General features: G+C 72.6%; 14 protein-coding genes. 10 read left to right on the forward strand and 4 right to left on the reverse strand.

Annotated elements, in window-relative coordinates; translation table 11 throughout:
- Nucleotides 1–40 precede the first annotated feature (40 nt).
- Nucleotides 41–1,018: a hypothetical protein gene (locus ACFV57_RS12290; protein WP_385229247.1), complete on the reverse strand. Its 978-nt coding sequence runs from the start codon at nucleotides 1,016–1,018 to the stop codon at nucleotides 41–43.
- A gap of 330 nt (nucleotides 1,019–1,348) precedes the next feature.
- Here ACFV57_RS12290 and ACFV57_RS12295 point away from each other — a divergent pair, with 330 nt between their 5' ends.
- The gene (locus tag ACFV57_RS12295) at nucleotides 1,349–1,873 is read left to right on the forward strand and encodes an HXXEE domain-containing protein (protein WP_385229504.1); all 525 of its coding nucleotides are present in this window, start codon (nucleotides 1,349–1,351) and stop codon (nucleotides 1,871–1,873) included.
- Between the two features lie 24 nt (nucleotides 1,874–1,897).
- Here ACFV57_RS12295 and ACFV57_RS12300 read toward each other — a convergent pair whose 3' ends face one another.
- A complete protein-coding gene (locus tag ACFV57_RS12300; RefSeq protein ID WP_385229250.1) occupies nucleotides 1,898–2,593 on the reverse strand; it encodes a glycerophosphodiester phosphodiesterase in 696 nt (231 codons plus the stop codon).
- A 107-nt stretch (nucleotides 2,594–2,700) separates the two neighbouring features.
- Nucleotides 2,701–3,723 (reverse strand): adenosine deaminase, encoded by a 1,023-nt coding sequence (locus ACFV57_RS12305; protein WP_385229253.1) that lies wholly within the window; start codon nucleotides 3,721–3,723, stop codon nucleotides 2,701–2,703.
- Nucleotides 3,724–4,254: 531 nt separating this feature from the next.
- Here ACFV57_RS12305 and ACFV57_RS12310 point away from each other — a divergent pair.
- Nucleotides 4,255–5,124, forward strand: coding sequence for a DUF4190 domain-containing protein (locus ACFV57_RS12310; protein ID WP_385229256.1), 870 nt, complete (start codon nucleotides 4,255–4,257; stop codon nucleotides 5,122–5,124).
- Here ACFV57_RS12310 and ACFV57_RS12315 read toward each other — a convergent pair.
- Complete coding sequence (locus ACFV57_RS12315) at nucleotides 5,121–5,777, reverse strand: NADAR family protein (protein WP_385229259.1); 657 nt, start codon at nucleotides 5,775–5,777, stop codon at nucleotides 5,121–5,123. The two genes, ACFV57_RS12310 and ACFV57_RS12315, sit on opposite strands and share 4 nt — an antisense overlap.
- 232 nt (nucleotides 5,778–6,009) lie before the next feature.
- Here ACFV57_RS12315 and ACFV57_RS12320 point away from each other — a divergent pair, with 232 nt between their 5' ends.
- From ACFV57_RS12320 to ACFV57_RS12355, 8 genes are all read left to right on the forward strand, one after another.
- The gene (locus ACFV57_RS12320; protein ID WP_385229262.1) at nucleotides 6,010–7,527 is read left to right on the forward strand and encodes a gamma-aminobutyraldehyde dehydrogenase; all 1,518 of its coding nucleotides are present in this window, start codon (nucleotides 6,010–6,012) and stop codon (nucleotides 7,525–7,527) included.
- A gap of 98 nt (nucleotides 7,528–7,625) precedes the next feature.
- Nucleotides 7,626–8,873 carry a PotD/PotF family extracellular solute-binding protein gene (locus ACFV57_RS12325; RefSeq protein ID WP_385229265.1) on the forward strand — a complete coding sequence of 416 codons (1,248 nt, stop codon included), beginning with the start codon at nucleotides 7,626–7,628 and terminating at the stop codon, nucleotides 8,871–8,873.
- Between the two features lie 148 nt (nucleotides 8,874–9,021).
- Nucleotides 9,022–10,170 (forward strand): ABC transporter ATP-binding protein, encoded by a 1,149-nt coding sequence (locus tag ACFV57_RS12330; protein WP_385229268.1) that lies wholly within the window; start codon nucleotides 9,022–9,024, stop codon nucleotides 10,168–10,170.
- On the forward strand, nucleotides 10,167–11,099 hold the full coding sequence (locus tag ACFV57_RS12335; protein ID WP_385229271.1) for an ABC transporter permease: 933 nt from the start codon (nucleotides 10,167–10,169) through the stop codon (nucleotides 11,097–11,099). Before ACFV57_RS12330 ends, ACFV57_RS12335 begins: the two co-directional genes overlap by 4 nt.
- The gene (locus ACFV57_RS12340) at nucleotides 11,099–11,893 is read left to right on the forward strand and encodes an ABC transporter permease (protein ID WP_385229274.1); all 795 of its coding nucleotides are present in this window, start codon (nucleotides 11,099–11,101) and stop codon (nucleotides 11,891–11,893) included. The genes ACFV57_RS12335 and ACFV57_RS12340 overlap by 1 nt, the downstream gene beginning before the upstream one ends.
- Before the next feature lie 5 nt (nucleotides 11,894–11,898).
- Nucleotides 11,899–13,314 carry an NAD(P)/FAD-dependent oxidoreductase gene (locus tag ACFV57_RS12345; protein WP_385229277.1) on the forward strand — a complete coding sequence of 472 codons (1,416 nt, stop codon included), beginning with the start codon at nucleotides 11,899–11,901 and terminating at the stop codon, nucleotides 13,312–13,314.
- Nucleotides 13,315–13,765: 451 nt separating this feature from the next.
- Nucleotides 13,766–14,218, forward strand: a complete 453-nt coding sequence (locus tag ACFV57_RS12350; protein ID WP_385229280.1) for a hypothetical protein — start codon at nucleotides 13,766–13,768, stop codon at nucleotides 14,216–14,218.
- 182 nt (nucleotides 14,219–14,400) lie between these two features.
- Nucleotides 14,401–15,429 (forward strand): helix-turn-helix domain-containing protein, encoded by a 1,029-nt coding sequence (locus ACFV57_RS12355; protein WP_385229283.1) that lies wholly within the window; start codon nucleotides 14,401–14,403, stop codon nucleotides 15,427–15,429.
- Nucleotides 15,430–15,688 lie beyond the last annotated feature (259 nt).

Below are 15,688 nucleotides of genomic sequence, written 5' to 3' on the forward strand. Positions count from 1 at the left end.
CAGGCGGGGCGTGCTGTGAGGTGTCCGGTGTCGCGTGGTTTCAGTGGGGCGGGCTGGAGACGAGGGCTTGTTCGAGGGTGGTGCGCAGGCGGTCGTACGTGGGGGCGAGCTGACGCAGGCCCGCTTCCAGCGTCCGGTCGTCCCCGGCGACCAGCGGGTGCTGCAGGCTGCCGAGGAGGCGCGACTGCTCGGCCAGGACGGCGGCCGGGCCGCTCAGGCCCAACGGGGCCAGGCACGCTGCCGCGTCATTGAGGCGGCGGGCGCCGACCTGGACGGCGAACACCCCGAGCAGATCGCGGGTGTCGGCGGGCAGGCCCTTGGCGACCTGATCCGCCAGCGCCTCGACCGCGTCGGCCCCGCCCAGCGAGTCGGGCGGCACCGGCAGATCGTCACGGCCGGCCAGCCACCGTACGGCGCCGGGCAGCGAGTGCCACAGGGCCTCGGCCGGATCGGTCGCCCGTTCCCGTACGAAGGCGGCACGCATCACGTACGGGGCGTCGGTGTACGGCACCGTCTCCGCGCGCCAGGCGGCGGCGAACGCCGGGGCGGGCAACGTCGCGTACGGATGGCCGTGCGGGTCGTGGAGGAGGACGGTGCCGTTCTCGACCGCGAGGACCACCACGTAGTGATCGGCGCCGGTCGCGGCGCCGGAGCCGGGCTGGTACAGCAGCAGGCCCATCTCCAGCGGGCCGACCAGAACGGGCCCTTCGGCGCAGGCGGCACCCAGCCGGGCCAGCGCTTCTTCCTGGGTGCCACCCGCACTGCGTACACAGCGCAGGCCGAGAGCCGACACGGCGGCATCCAGGCCGATTTCCGGGTCCCAGGCGTAGGGGTCGAACAGCGGCATGGTGCCGCCGACGAGCTGTACGCCGAAGGGCGAGCCGGTGAGGGTTTCGATGACGGCGGTCGACGGGGCGGAGTCCGGGCCGAGCACCATCGCCAGGGAACTGCTGTAGCAGTACGGTCCGGAGCCGGTGTAATCGGTGTGACTGGTGGTGTAGCCGGTGCAGGTGAGCATGGAGGTCCTTGGTCGAAGGAGAGGGGACAGGCAGGAGAGACGGAGGGCGGGGGCGCGCGGTGGGTGGTCAGGCTCAGGGTGTCCACCGGGGCTCGCCGGGGCCCGTCGGTATCTGCCGGGCGCCTCTCAGTGGACGGCCTGACACCGTGGCAAGGTCAAGTGCAGCCGCATGGCGCCCGATTGCGGCCCCAGACGGCGCTCATGCCAGACTCGGCCGACATGTCGCAGCACATGCGGATCACACAGAACACGCAGCACATGCGGGCCACGCGGAACGCACGGGGCATGCAGACCAGACCGAACGCGCAGAACGCACGGAACGCGCAGGACATGAACCCCGCCGTGCCGCCCGCCGTTACGTTCGGGCTGCTCGTCGCCTGGGCGTTGCATGACGCGGAGGAGGTGGCTTTCGGGCCGCGTTGGATGCGTAACCACCTGCCGGAGCTGAGGAAACGGTTCCCCGGGGTGCCGGAGCGTCTCTGGCGCGCGCTGGAAGGAGTCGACCAGCGGGAGTTCACGGTCGCGGTGGGGATCATGGCGGCGATCGTGGCCGCCGCCTCGGTGCAGGGGCACCGCACCGGCGGCCGCTCGGCCTTCTTCCAGGGCGCCGTGGACGGGTTCGGGCTGCACGGCCTGGTGCACCTCGCGCAGGCCGCCGCAGTACGCGGCTACACCCCCGGCTCGGTCACCTCACCGCTGATCGTCGTCCCGTACGCCGTGTGGGCGCGCGGCAGGCTGCGGCGCGCGGGGCGGCTCAGGCCCACGGACGTGCGCGGCATGGTGGGCGGACTGGCCACGGCCGGAGCGGCCACGGTGCTGTCCCACTTCGTGGCGCGGCGCCTGGTGGGGCGCTGAGCCTGGGGAGGGGCCCGGTACGGGTCAGAGCGCGGCGCGCACGGCGGCCACGCGGTTGGTGGTGATGGCGTCGACGCCCGCGCGCATGAGGCGGCGCGCGGCGCGCGGCGTGTCGGTGGTCCAGGCGGCGAACAAGTAACCGTCGCCGTGGGCCCGTTCCACCATGCCAGGGGTGACCAGGCCGAAGTGGTAGTTGAGCCAGCGGGGACGGACGCGGGCCAGCAGCTCGGGGCGGGGCGGGGCCGTCCGGCGCCAGGAGAGGGCGAGTTCGGCGGCCGGGTCGGCGGCGCGAACGGCGAGCATGGACAGGCCGCCCCCGCAGTAGTACGCGCGGTCGGCCGCGCCGGACTCGCGCACCTCGGTCACGGCGCCCTGCGCGGCCGAAGGGGCCGGGAGGTCGATCAGCGCGCGGGCGGACGGGTACTTGCCGGTGAGGGCGAGGGCCTCCCGCAGAGTCGGGACGCCGCCCGCCGTGACCTCTTCCACCTGGGCGTGCGTGAGCGAGGAAAGCCGGCGGTCGTGCTCCCACAGCCGTTCCAGCGTCGCGTCGTGCAGCAGGACCGGGACGCGGTCGGCGGTCAGCCGTACGTCGATCTCGACAGCGTCGGCGCCCGCTTCGAGCGCCGCACGGAGCGAGGCGAGGGTGTTCTCGCGGTGGTCGTACGGGGCGCCGCGATGGCCGATGACCGCGACCCGCGCGCCCGCGGACGCCGCCCGCACCGCCGCAGCGGGAGCGGACGCCGGAACAGGAGCGGAGACAGGGGCCGGCGCAGCTGCCGGAACCCGAGCGGCCCCGGGGGCCGGGGCCGGAGCGGAACGCCCGGCCCTCACCGCTGCCACGCCGCGGTGTAGTCGTCGATCTCGGCGGCCAGCGTCGCCTTGGCGGAGGCGTCCATGAAGGAGGCCTCCACGGCGTTCTTGGCCAGGGCGGCGACTCCGGTGGCGTCGAGGTCCAGCAGGCGCGCGGCGATGCCGTACTCCACGCACAGGTCCGTGCCGAACATCGGCGGGTCGTCGCTGTTGATCGTCACCAGGACACCCGCGTCGACCATCTCCTTCAGCGGGTGTTCGTCGAGGGTGCGCACGGCGCGGGTGGCGATGTTGGAGGTCGGGCAGACCTCCAGCGGGATGCGGTGCTCGGCCAGATGGGCCAGCAGCTTGGGGTCCTGGACGGAACTGGTGCCGTGGCCGATGCGCTCGGCGCGCAGGTCGGTGAGCGCGTCCCAGACGGTCTGCGGGCCGGTGGTCTCGCCCGCGTGCGGGACGGAGTGCAGGCCCGCGGCGATGGCACGGTCGAAGTACGGCTTGAACTGCGAACGCGGCACACCGATCTCCGGGCCGCCCAGCCCGAAGGACACCAAACCCTCGGGCCGCAGGTCGCAGGCGATGCGCGCGGTCTCCTCGGCCGCCTGGAGCCCGGCCTCGCCGGGGACGTCGAAGCACCAGCGCAGCACCACGCCCAGCTCGGCCTCCGCCGCCCGCCGCGCGTCCTCGATGGCCTCGACGAAGGCCTCGTCGGGGATGCCGCGGCGGGTGGAGCTGTACGGGGTGACGGTCAGCTCGGCGTACCGGATGTTCTGCCGCGCCATGTCGCGGGCGATCTCGTACGTCAGCAGCCGGACGTCCGTGGCGTCGCGGATGAGGTCCACGACGGACAGATAGACCTGGATGAAGTGGGCGAAGTCGCGGAAGGTGAAGAAGTCGGTGAGCGCCTCGGGGTCGGTGGGGACCGCGGAGTCCGGGTGGCGGGCGGCCAGCTCGGAGACGATGCGGGGGGACGCCGATCCGACGTGATGGACGTGCAGCTCCGCCTTGGGCAGTCCGGCGATGAAAGCGTCGAGATCGGACAACGGTTCCTCCTGGTCGAAGGGTCGAGCTGGGCATGCCGCGGACGGTGTTCATCGTATGCGGGGCCCGCCGCCCCGAACGGTGCAGGTCTTAGCATTGGCGTACAGCGAATGTGGGGGAATGTGGGGGTGTCGATGTCCGACAGTCAGCAGCCCGGGCCGCGCGACCCGTGGGCACCGCCGGAGGACCGGGAGCCCCTGGCCGCGCCGTTGGCGGGCGCGCCGATGGCCGCCGGGGCGGTGGGGACCGGTGCACCGGAGCCGGGCGGGAGCAAGCCGGCCGGGCCGGGGACGACGGTGCCGGGGCCGGTTGTGCATGGGGCCGTTGTGCATGGGGCGACAGGGCCGGAGGCGGCTGAGCCCGGGATGGCTGAGCCGGGGACGCACGTCTCTGCCCCGGCCGGGACTCCGGCCGCCGCGCCGGGCCATCCGGCCGATCCGGGAGCTGCCCGGGCCGGTCGGTACGACGTTCCGCCGCCCCCACCCGCGCCGGGCACGGCAGGGGCACCCGCGTACGCGCCGCATGGTTCCGGCGTGCCGCCGATACCCGGCGCCGCGGCGAACGGGCAGCGGCCCGACGCCCCGTACGGCCCGGGAGGGCATCAGTACAGCGACGGCCACCGCCCTCACGGCCCCGCGGGTCACGTCTCCGGCACCGCCGCGCCCCCGTACGGCACCGCCGCGCCCCCGTACGGCACCCCTGAGCCCCCGTACGGCGCCGCCGGATACGGCTGGGGTGGCTCCCCTTCTGCGACCGGCCGTCCGGAGCAGCAACTGCCGCCCGGCTATCAGCCGTACTGGATGCCCGCCGGACCGAGCAACGGGCTCGGTACGGCCGCTCTCGTCCTCGGGATCGTGGCCGCCGTCCTCGGCGTCACTGTGGTCTTCGGCATCCTCCTCGGTACGCTCGCGGTGATTTTCGGCGGTGTCGGGCGGGGCAGGGCGACCAGGGGTGAGGCGGACAACGGCGGAAGCGCGCTGGCCGGAATGATCCTGGGCGGCGTGGCGATCCTGCTGAGCGTGCTCATGGTCTGCTTCCTCGTGGTGTCGAGCGCGACCTACGAGGGAGGGGACGACCCGTGGGACCCGGGCTACTCCGACGGCTCGGACTCCGGTGGCTCAGGCTCCGGCGGCTCCGACTCCGGTTCCGACGACGGCCCGGACACGTACGAAGCCGCGCCCGCGCCCGGCCACCGTACGTACGAGCACCGTACGTACGAGGAGGCCGCCTCCACACCCGCCGGTCCTCACACGTACGAGGCCGCCCCCGCACTCGGCCCCCGAACGTACGAGAACGCCCCAGCCCCCGGCCCCCGAACGCACGAAGCCGCGTCCGCCCCCGGACCGACCGCTCTCCCGGGCTTCTCGGCCCCGTCCCGGACTCGGCTCGTCGTCCTCGCCTAGCCCTCCACGGCCCCCGTCTGCGCCGCCGCCACCCCCGCCCTCAGCCGCTGCCGCGCCTCCATCAGGGCGAAGCCGAGCAGGTTCAGGCCGCGCCAGCGTGCGGGGTGTGGGGCGCGCTCGTCGTCGGCGGTCAGGCCGATGCCCCATATGCGGTCCAGCGGGCTGGCCTCGACGAGTACGCGGGAGCCCGTGCCGAGCAGATAGTCGCGCAGAGCGGTGTCCTGGCCGAATTTGTGGTGGTTGCCCTCGACCACGTACCCGAAGCGATGCCGCTCCCACTGTGCGCCGTCGAAGCCGCGCACCGAGCGGCCCGCGTCCTTCGCCTGCTTCGGGTGCGCGGCGGATATCGCCCGCTCTTCCGCCTCCGAGTCGCCGAACAGGCGGGCCTTGCAGGCCATCATCCAGTGCTCCGCGGTGGCGTACCGCACGCCGTCGACCGTGAACGGCGCGGGCCACCACTGGCTGAAGCAGCTCGCGCCGAGCTGCCCGTCGCGACGGGGCGCATGGCCCCAGAAGAAGACGTACTTGTAACGCTTCCCGGCGGCTGCACCCGCCGTCAGCTCCGCCACCGTCCGCGGCCCGTCGGCTCCCGCCGCACCGGCCCCTGCCGCGACCACCGCGTCCCGCGCCGACTCACCCCGTGGCTCGATCATCCCCGCACCCCCCGTGCTGTCGTGCATCATGCCGGGATTCTGTCAGCGGGCACTGACAACGTGTCGGGGTGTCCTACGACGGAAATCGCAGAATCCGTCGCGTAACCAAAAGGCAACAACGAAATCCCTTGTTGAGGCCCTTCCCCTCTGTCAAGATCAGCCATCGATTCCGGAAAGAGCTACGCCTGGGTGTGCCGCCGAGCGGCCCCGGCGCCCGGCGGAGGAGAGCACCATGGTTGAGCGATTCGACGTGAACGAACGATTCGCCGAGGGGGCGCAGTACATCGCCGGCGAGCTGCGGGACGGCAGTTCCGGCCGTACCCAGCACGTGGTCGATCCGGCCACCGGCGAGCAGGTGTACGGGTACCGGCTGGCCTCGACGGCGGATGTGGACACCGCCGTACGGGCCGCCGAACAAGCCTTCCCCGCCTGGGCGGGCGCGACCCCCGGCGAGCGCTCCGACGCACTGCACCGATTCGCCGCCGTCCTCGGTGAGCGGGCCGGCGAGCTGGCGTACGCCGAGTCCCTCCAGTGCGGCAAGCCGGTCAAACTCAGCGCGGAGTTCGACGTACCGGGCTCGGTCGACAACGCGGCCTTCTTCGCGGGCGCCGCGCGGCACCTGGAGGGCAGGTCGGCGGGGGAGTACAGCCCCGACCACACCTCAGTGATCCGCCGCGAGCCCATCGGCGTCGTCGGCTCGATCGCGCCGTGGAACTACCCGCTCCAGATGGCCGCCTGGAAGGTGCTGCCGGCCATCGCGGCAGGCAACACGATCGTCCTCAAGCCCGCCGAGATCACCCCGCTGACCTCGGTGATGTTCGCGCAGGCGGCGACCGCTGCGGGCATCCCGGACGGGGTGCTCAACATCGTCTCCGGCGCGGGCCGGGAGGCCGGCGAGCACCTGGTCGCCCACCCGGGCGTCGCCATGACCTCCTTCACCGGTTCGACGCCGGTCGGCAAGCGGGTCGCCGAGATCGCCACGAGCACCGTCAAGCGGCTGCACCTGGAACTCGGCGGCAAGGCGCCCTTCGTGGTCTTCGACGACGCCGACCTGGAGGCCGCGGTGCACGGCGCGGTGGCCGGCGCCCTGATCAACTCCGGGCAGGACTGCACCGCCGCCACCCGCGCCTACGTGCAGCGTCCGCTGTACGACGCGTTCGTCGGCGGCGTCGCCGACCTGATGGCGACGGTCCGGCTCGGCGACCCGTTCGACCCGGCCACCGACCTCGGCCCGCTGATCTCGCACACCCAGCGTGACCGGGTCGCCGGGTTCGTCGAGCGCGCCCGCTCCTACGCCACCGTCGTCACCGGCGGCGAGGCCCCGCAGGGCGACCTGGCCAAGGGCGCGTACTACCGGCCCACGCTCATCACGGGCGCCGCGCAGGACAGCGAGGCCGTACAGTGCGAGATCTTCGGCCCGGTGCTGGTCGTGCTGCCCTTCGACAGCGACGACGAGGGCATCGCGCTGGCCAACGACACCCCGTACGGCCTGGCGGCCTCCGCATGGAGCCGGGACGTCTACCGCACGGGGCGCGCCACCCGCGAGATCAAAGCGGGCTGCGTCTGGGTCAACGACCACATCCCGATCCTCAGCGAGATGCCGCACGGCGGCTACAAGGCCAGTGGCTTCGGCAAGGACATGTCTGCGTACTCCTTCGAGGAGTACACGCAGGTCAAGCACGTCATGTACGACAACACCGGGGTCGTCAGGAAGGACTGGCACCGCACCGTCTTCGGGGACCGCGCCTGAGGCATGGGGCAGCACCAGCACAGGCGCCGACGCAAAGCGGCGGCCGCCGCACGGCCGCACCGGCCGACCACCGGGCTCATCCTGAAAGGGCACCGCGTATGGAGGACACCCGGCAGCCCGGGACCTTGTCCCCGCCCGAACTCGCCGCCGTGCGGCGCAGCCTCACCGACGGGCGGCTGGCCATGACCCGGCGTGCGCTGCTGCGCGCGAGCGGGGCGGGGGCGCTCGCGTTCGGCGGTCTCGGCGCGCTGTCGGCCTGCGGCATTCCGCCCGCGGGCCGAACGGACGCCGGACGGTCCGCGGACTTCTCGGGCCAGGAGAAACGTGTCGTCTTCTCCAACTGGACGGAGTACCTGGACGTCGGCGACGACGGCAGGAGCCGGCCGACCCTGGACGCCTTCACCCGCCGTACCGGGATCACGGTGAAGTACACCGAGGACATCAACGACAACGACGAGTTCTTCGGCAAGATCCAGGCGCAGCTGGCGGCGGGCCAGGACACCGGCCGGGACCTGATCGTGCTCACCGACTGGATGTGCGCGCGGATGATCGGGCTCGGCTGGGTCCAGAAGCTGGACGCCGCCGCCCTGCCGCACGCGCGCGCCCGGCTCTCCCCGCAGTTCCGTGACCCGGACTGGGATCCCGGCCGCGCCCACTCCTACCCCTGGACGGGCATCCCGGCGGTCATCGCGTACAACGCGAAGGCCACCGGCGGCCGTACGGTCGACTCCGTGAGCCAGCTGCTGGACGACCCGCGGCTCAAGGGCCGGGTCGGCTTCCTCTCCGAAATGCGCGACACCGTCGGGCTGACCCTCCTGGACATGGGAAAGCGCCCGGAGGACTGCACGGCCGACGACTTCGACGCGGCCGTCGCCCGCCTCCAGAAGGGCGTGGACAGCAAGCAGATCAGGCGCTTCACCGGCAACGACTACATCAACGACCTCAGCAAGGGCGACCTCGCGGCATGCGTGGCATGGGCCGGGGACGTCGTCCAGCTCCAGCACGACAATCCGGACATCAAGTACGCCGTGCCGCGCGCCGGATACATGACGTCCACGGACAACCTGATGGTGCCGAACCGGGCCCGCCACAAGAAGAACGCCGAACGCCTCATCGACTACTGCTACGAACCGAAGGCGGCGGCGCGGATCGCGGCGTACATCAACTACGTGTGCCCCGTCGACGGCGTACGCGAGGAACTGGCGAAGATCGACCGGGGCCTGGCGGACAACCCGCTGATCCTCCCCGACCGGGAGATGGCCGCCCGGTCGCACTCCTTCCGCGCGCTGGACGGCGAGGAGAGCAAGGTCTTCGCCCAGAAATTCGCCGACCTCACGGGCGCGTGAGCCCCGCTCGGGCCCGTACCCGTTCGGACGGTTACCCGTACAGACCGGTACCCGTCCGGACCCGTACCGCCCGCACGCCGCCCCCGCACGCCGCCCCGCACCGGTCGCGCCCCAGCCCGCGCCCGCCCTCCGACCCACGGGACCACCCATGACACAGACCTCCGGTGGCGACGTCCGCCTCTCCGGGATCAGCAAGACCTACGGCTCCTTCACCGCCGTCCACCCGCTCGACCTGACGGTCCCGGCGGGCTCCTTCTTCGCGCTGCTGGGCGCCTCGGGCTGTGGCAAGACCACCACGCTGCGCATGATCGCGGGTCTGGAGGACCCGTCCACCGGCACCGTCGCGCTGGACGGCAGGGACGTCACCGCGCTGCCCCCGTACAAACGCCCGGTCAACACCGTCTTCCAGAACTACGCGCTCTTCCCACACCTGGACATCTTCGAAAACGTCGCGTTCGGCCTGCGCCGTCGCGGCATCAAATCCGTGCAGAAACAGGTCGGGGAGATGCTCGACCTGGTCGAGCTCGGCCCCATGGCGCGCCGCAAGCCGCAGCAGCTCTCCGGCGGCCAGCAGCAGCGCGTCGCGGTCGCCCGCGCCCTGATCAACCACCCGCAGGTGCTCCTCCTCGACGAGCCGCTGGGCGCCCTCGACCTCAAGCTGCGCCGCCAGATGCAGCTCGAACTCAAGCGCATCCAGACCGAGGTCGGCATCACCTTCGTGCACGTCACCCACGACCAGGAGGAGGCCATGACGATGGCCGACACGGTCGCGGTGATGAACGGCGGCCGGGTCGAGCAGCTCGGCGCCCCCGCCGACCTGTACGAGAACCCGGGCACCACCTTCGTCGCCAACTTCCTGGGCACCTCCAACCTCATCGAGGCCGAGGTGGTGACGGCCGGCGGCGACGATCTGCTGCTCACCGCCGGCGGGGCCAAATTGCGGCTGCCCGCCGGGCGATGTCGCGCCACGGTCCGTACCGGCGGGAAGGTCCTGGCGGGCGTCCGGCCGGAGAAGATCGGCCTCACCCACGCCGACGACGCGGGCACGATCGCCGACGGCCGCAACCGGCTGCCCGGCCGCATCGCGCACGCCGGCTTCCTCGGCGTCAGCACGCAGTACGTCATCGAGTCCCCGGGCGCGGGGCGCCTCGCCGTCTACGAGCAGAACGTCGAACGCGACATGCGCCTGGTGCCCGGCGCCGAGGTCGTCCTCCACTGGAACCCCGCCCACACCTTCGGCCTGGACGCCTCCCAGGACATCGGGGCCGGAGCGGACACGGGCGAGGAGGCCGCATGACGACGACCACCGGGGCGCCGCCACCGCCCGCCGCCGAGGAGGTACCGGAGGTCCGCGGACGCGCCACGCGCAAGCGGCTCGTCCCGTACTGGCTGCTGCTCCCCGGCATCCTGTGGCTGGTCGTCTTCTTCGCGGCGCCGCTGGTCTACCAGGCGTCCACGTCCGTGCAGACCGGCTCCCTCGAAGAGGGCTTCAAGGTCACCTGGCACTTCGCGACGTACTGGGACGCACTCGGTTCGTACTGGCCGCAGTTCCTGCGCTCGGTCGGCTACGCGGCCACCGCGACCGTGCTCTGCCTGGTCCTGGGCTACCCGCTCGCCTACCTCATCGCCTTCAAGGCGGGCCGCTGGCGCAACGTCGTGATGATCCTGGTCATCGCCCCGTTCTTCACCAGTTTCCTGATCCGCACGCTGGCCTGGAAGACGATCCTGGCGGACGGCGGCCCGGTCGTCGGCGTACTGAACTCGCTGCACGTCCTGGACGTGACCAGCTGGCTCGGCCTGACCGAAGGGCAGCGGGTGCTGGCCACGCCGCTCGCGGTGGTCTGCGGCCTGACGTACAACTTCCTGCCGTTCATGGTGCTGCCGCTGTACACCTCGCTGGAGCGCATCGACCCGCGGCTGCACGAGGCCGCCGGCGATCTTTACGCCCGGCCCGTCACCACCTTCCGCCGGGTGACCTTCCCGCTGTCCATGCCGGGCGTGGTGGCCGGCACGCTGCTGACGTTCATCCCGGCCGCCGGCGACTACATCAACGCCGAACTGCTCGGCTCCACGGACCAGAAGATGATCGGCAACGTCATCCAGTCGCAGTTCCTGCGCGTCCTGGACTATCCGACGGCCGCCGCGCTCTCCTTCATCCTCATGGCGGCGATCCTCGCCATGGTCACGCTCTACATCCGCAAGTCCGGGACGGAGGACCTGGTCTGATGGCCGTGCTCCGGTGGCTGCGCCGCCACCTCGTCGTACTCGCGGGCCTCGGCACGCTGGGGTACCTGATCCTGCCCAACCTCGTCGTGCTGGCCTTCTCCTTCAACAAGCCCAACGGCCGCTTCAACTACGAGTGGCAGCGCTTCTCGGCGGACGCCTGGGCCGATCCGTGCGGCGTCGCCGACCTGTGCGGATCGCTGGGGCTGAGCCTGCAGATCGCCGTCTGGGCGACGGTGGGCGCGACCGTACTGGGCACCATGATCGCCTTCGCGCTGGCCCGGTACCGCTTCCGTGCCCGGCCCGCCGTCAACACGCTGATCTTCCTGCCGATGGCGATGCCCGAGGTGGTGATGGCCGCCTCGCTGGCCACCCTGTTCCTCAACATGGGCATTCGGTTCGGGTTCTGGACGATTCTGATCGCACACATCATGTTCTGCCTGAGCTTTGTTGTCACCGCGGTCAAGGCCCGCGTGATGAGCATGGACCCACGCCTGGAACAGGCGGCCCAGGACCTCTACGCGTCCCCCGCACAGACGTTTCTGCGGGTGACCCTGCCGATCGCCGCGCCCGGCATCGCGGCCGGCGCCCTGCTCTCCTTCGCGCTGTCCTTCGACGACTTCATCATCACGAACTTCAACGCCGGCTCCACTGTGACGTTCCCCATGTTCGTCTGGGGATCGGCGCAGCGTGGCACACCCGTTCAAATCAATGTCATCGGAACGGCGATGTTCCTGATCGCCGTGCTCTGCGTCCTGGGGGCCCAGCTGCTCTCCGGACGCCGGAAGAGGAGCTGAGAACCATGGCACGAGCTGCCATGACCACCCCCGTCCACGCCCTCGCGGACGCCGCGCCGACCTCCTTCTGGCTGGACGACGCGGCGCGCCCCGCAGCCCTCCCCGCCCTCGTCGGCGACGAACGGACCGACCTCCTCGTCGTCGGCGGCGGCTACTCCGGCCTGTGGACCGCCCTGATCGCCAAGGAACGCGATCCCGGACGCGATGTTGTCCTCGTGGAGGGCCAGGAAGTCGGCTGGGCCGCGTCCGGCCGCAACGGCGGCTTCTGCGCCGCCTCCCTGACCCACGGCCTCGGCAACGGCCTGGACCGCTGGCCGGACGAGCTGGCGAAGCTCGAAGAACTCGGCGCCCGCAACCTCGACGCCATCGAGGACGCCGTCACCCGCTACGGCATCGACTGCGCCTTCGAGCGCACCGGCGAGATCAACGTCGCCACCGAACCCCACCAGGTCGCCGAACTCAAGGAAGACGCCGAACAGGCCGCCCGACTCGGCCTGCCCGGCATCCGGTTCCTCGACCGCGACGCGCTGCGCGCCCAGGTCGACTCACCGACCTTCCTCGCCGGCCTCTGGGACCGCACGGGCGTCGCCATGCTCCACCCCGCGCGCCTGGCATGGGGCCTGAAGAAGGCGTGCCTGGACCTCGGCGTACGGATCTACGAGCACACGCCCGCCACCGCCCTCGCCGCCGACGGCGTGGGCATGGCCGCCCGCACGCCGTACGGCCGCGTCTTCGCCCGCCGGGTCGCCCTGGGCACCAACGTCTTCCCCTCCCTGGTGCGCCGCGTCCGCCCGTACGTCGTGCCCGTCTACGACCACGCGCTGATGACCGAGCCGCTGTCCGCCGAACAGCTCGCCGCCATCGGCTGGCAGGGCCGCCAGGGCCTGTCCGACAGCAACCACCACTTCCACTACTTCCGCCGCACGGCCGACGACCGCATCCTGTGGGGCGGATACGACGCCGTCTACCGCTTCAACGCGACGGTCCGCGCCGAGTACGACCACCGCCCCGCCACGTACGAGAAGCTGGCCCGGCACTTCTTCCAGTGCTTCCCGCAACTGGCGGGCCTGCGCTTCACACACGCATGGGGCGGCGCCATCGACACCTGCTCGCGCTTCTCGGCCTTCTTCGGCACCGCGCACGCGGGGCGGGTCGCCTACGCCGCCGGCTACACGGGCCTCGGCGTGGGCGCCACGCGCTTCGGCGCGGAGGTCATGCTCGACCTGCTGGCGGGGGAGCGCACCGAGCGCACGGAGCTGGAAATGGTCCGCAGGAAGCCGCTGCCGTTCCCGCCGGAGCCGCTGCGGTGGGCCGGGATCGGCCTGACGCAGTGGTCCATGACGCGGGCCGACACCCACGGGGGGCGGCGCAACCTGTGGCTGCGGGCGATGGACAGGGCGGGGCTGGGCTTCGACAGCTGAGGGGGAGCAGGGGGACCGGCTGTGCAGGGGGCAGGCCGTGCGTGGGGCCCGTCCGGGAGGGGGGCTCGGCTGTGCATGGGGCGGGCTGGCCGCGGGTGGGTGGGGCGGATCGGCTGTGCATGGGGGGCGGTCGGCCGTGCGTGGGGCGGGGCGGCCGCGTACGGGAGGGGGATCGGCCGTGCATGGGGGCTGGCCCCGTCCGGGGGGCTCGGCCGTGCATGGGGCGGGGCGGCTGTGTACGGCCTTCGGGCGTGCTTGCCGTCTCCGGGAGCGCGCCTGCCGTCTTCCGGGCGCGCCCGCCATGTGCCCCAAGTGCCTCCCCGCACCACCCCACGCCCCCAACCGCTTCCGTCTCCCGCGAAAAACCCCGGCAAACCCGTGTAAGGATGCCGCCGTCGCTGTCTCTCACCGGGCGGACAGCGGTCCGAGCGGACCGCGGAAGCGAGGAGACATGGACGCCGCGGGGGCCAAGAACGCAGTGGAATGGCTGGTGACGGCAGCAGCGGACCCGGACGCCTGCCGGTGGGAATGGGAGCGCAACCCCCTCGGGGTCGCTCTCCTTCCGGCCGGCAGGCTCTGGGACGTACTGATCGTGCCCGGCGCGCTGGGACGCCCCACCCTGGACGTACTGACCCGCGTGCTGGACCGGCCGGGGCCGGTCCTCGGGGACTTCGGAGACGCCCGTACGGGGTTCTTCGTGCCGCCCGGTACGGCCGCGCGCTGGCTCGGCACGGGGGTGCGCGGCGCGGGCGACGGCAGCTGGATCGTGGTGCCGTATCCAGGGCGGGTGACGGGCGGCGTGCGCTGGCTCGTCGTCCCGGACGGTACGGGCCGCCTCACCGAACCGGCGGTGCTCGAACTGGCGATGCACGAGGCCGCCGCGTCACTCGCCGCCGACGGGTGAGGGGCCGGAGCCGGGGCGTCGCAGCGTGAGGCGCGACACAAACACCCTCCCGGCGGAGCCGAGTTGAGTCGCCCGGGCGCCGGGCGCGTGCCTCTGGAGGGACGCCCGCCGGGGCTCCCCGCCGGTCCGGGCGTGCGGGGCGCCCGGCCGGGGGCAGGCGCAGCACCTCAGGGGGAAGAATCATGCGCACGTCGGAGCACGTCCTCGGACGGCTGGGAGTCGAGCCGACTACGGAAGCGGTCTACCGTGCCCTGCTGACCCAACCGCATGCAGAGGCGTCCGAGTTGGCGGCCCGCACGGGGATGGCCGAGCAGGAGGTCGAACGGTGCCTGGAGCGGCTGGCCGCCCTCTCGCTGGTGCGCCTTTCGGTGGAGCACCCCGGCCGGCTGTACGCGGTGAGCCCGCGCCTGGGCATGGACATCCTGCTCGCCCGGCAGCAGGCCGAACTCGCCGCGCAGCAACAGCGCGTGGAGGAGGGCCGGGCCGCGGCCGCCCGGCTCGTCTCCGAATTCGCCACGCACCAGCGGTCCGCCGCCGACCACGGGGTGGCCCGGCTGGCCGGGGCCGACCGGATCGCCGACCATCTGACGGAACTCGGCGCCGTCGCCGAGGAGGAGTTCCAGGTGTTCGCCGCCGGGCGGCCGTGTGCGGCGGTGGGGCTGCCCGAACCGTTGGCTTCCCGGCGGCTGTACGAGGGCCTGCTCGCGCGGGGCGTACGGGTGCGCGCCGTCTGCCTCGACAGCGCGCGGCACGACCCGGAGGCCGTGGCGCACGCCGAGTGGCTGGCGTCGGCCGGTGCGGAGGTCCGTACCGCCGCCGTGCTGCCCACCCGTATGGCCGTCGTCGACCGGCGGGCCGCGGTCGTCTTCACCGCCGGAGAGGGCGCCGCGGAGGCCGCCGTCTCCGTGCGGGTGCCCGGCGTGGTGACCGCGCTGAGCACGCTGTTCGACGCGGTCTGGGCGTCGGCGGAACGTTTGGGCCCGCCGCCGTCCCGGCGCGTGGCGGACGGTTTCACCCGGCAGCACCTGGCCGCGCTGCAACTGCTCGCCGAAGGCCATACGGATGCCTCGGTCGCCCGGCGGCTGGGCGTCTCGCCCCGTACGGCACGCCGGATCGCGACCGACGCGATGGCGGGGATGAAGGCACGCAGCCGGTTCCAGGCGGGGGTGCTCGCGGCCCAGCTGGGCTACCTCCCGGCGTCGTCGGCCTGACGGGCGCCCGGTCTTGACGGGGCTTGGATCGCGTGGGGCGGGGCTGCGTGGGGCGGGGTCTGAGGGGCGTCCGGACCTGACGGGGTGGCGGGGCTGCATGGAGTGGGACGCACGGGGCGGGCTGCATGGGGCGGAGCCTGGCGGGCATCGGGACCTGACGGGGCGGGGCTGGGGCTGCATGGGGCGGGACGCATGGGGCGGAGCTTGGGAGGCGCCGGGGGCTGACGGAGCGGGCCGCGCGGGGTGGGTCGCATGGGGC

Origin of the sequence: Streptomyces sp. NPDC059788, from assembly GCF_042732265.1 — a bacterium.
Classification (GTDB): domain Bacteria; phylum Actinomycetota; class Actinomycetes; order Streptomycetales; family Streptomycetaceae; genus Streptomyces.

What these genes read in the sequence shown, in the direction of transcription:
- ACFV57_RS12290 (WP_385229247.1), bottom strand. Translation starts at nt 1,018, where the DNA reads ATGCTCACCTGCACCGGCTACACCACCAGTCACACCGATTACACCGGC.
- ACFV57_RS12295 (WP_385229504.1), top strand. Translation starts at nt 1,349, where the DNA reads ATGAACCCCGCCGTGCCGCCCGCCGTTACGTTCGGGCTGCTCGTCGCC.
- ACFV57_RS12315 (WP_385229259.1), bottom strand. Translation starts at nt 5,777, where the DNA reads ATGATCGAGCCACGGGGTGAGTCGGCGCGGGACGCGGTGGTCGCGGCA.
- ACFV57_RS12320 (WP_385229262.1), top strand. Translation starts at nt 6,010, where the DNA reads ATGGTTGAGCGATTCGACGTGAACGAACGATTCGCCGAGGGGGCGCAG.
- ACFV57_RS12325 (WP_385229265.1), top strand. Translation starts at nt 7,626, where the DNA reads ATGGAGGACACCCGGCAGCCCGGGACCTTGTCCCCGCCCGAACTCGCC.
- ACFV57_RS12330 (WP_385229268.1), top strand. Translation starts at nt 9,022, where the DNA reads ATGACACAGACCTCCGGTGGCGACGTCCGCCTCTCCGGGATCAGCAAG.
- ACFV57_RS12335 (WP_385229271.1), top strand. Translation starts at nt 10,167, where the DNA reads ATGACGACGACCACCGGGGCGCCGCCACCGCCCGCCGCCGAGGAGGTA.
- ACFV57_RS12340 (WP_385229274.1), top strand. Translation starts at nt 11,099, where the DNA reads ATGGCCGTGCTCCGGTGGCTGCGCCGCCACCTCGTCGTACTCGCGGGC.
- ACFV57_RS12345 (WP_385229277.1), top strand. Translation starts at nt 11,899, where the DNA reads ATGGCACGAGCTGCCATGACCACCCCCGTCCACGCCCTCGCGGACGCC.
- ACFV57_RS12350 (WP_385229280.1), top strand. Translation starts at nt 13,766, where the DNA reads ATGGACGCCGCGGGGGCCAAGAACGCAGTGGAATGGCTGGTGACGGCA.
- ACFV57_RS12355 (WP_385229283.1), top strand. Translation starts at nt 14,401, where the DNA reads ATGCGCACGTCGGAGCACGTCCTCGGACGGCTGGGAGTCGAGCCGACT.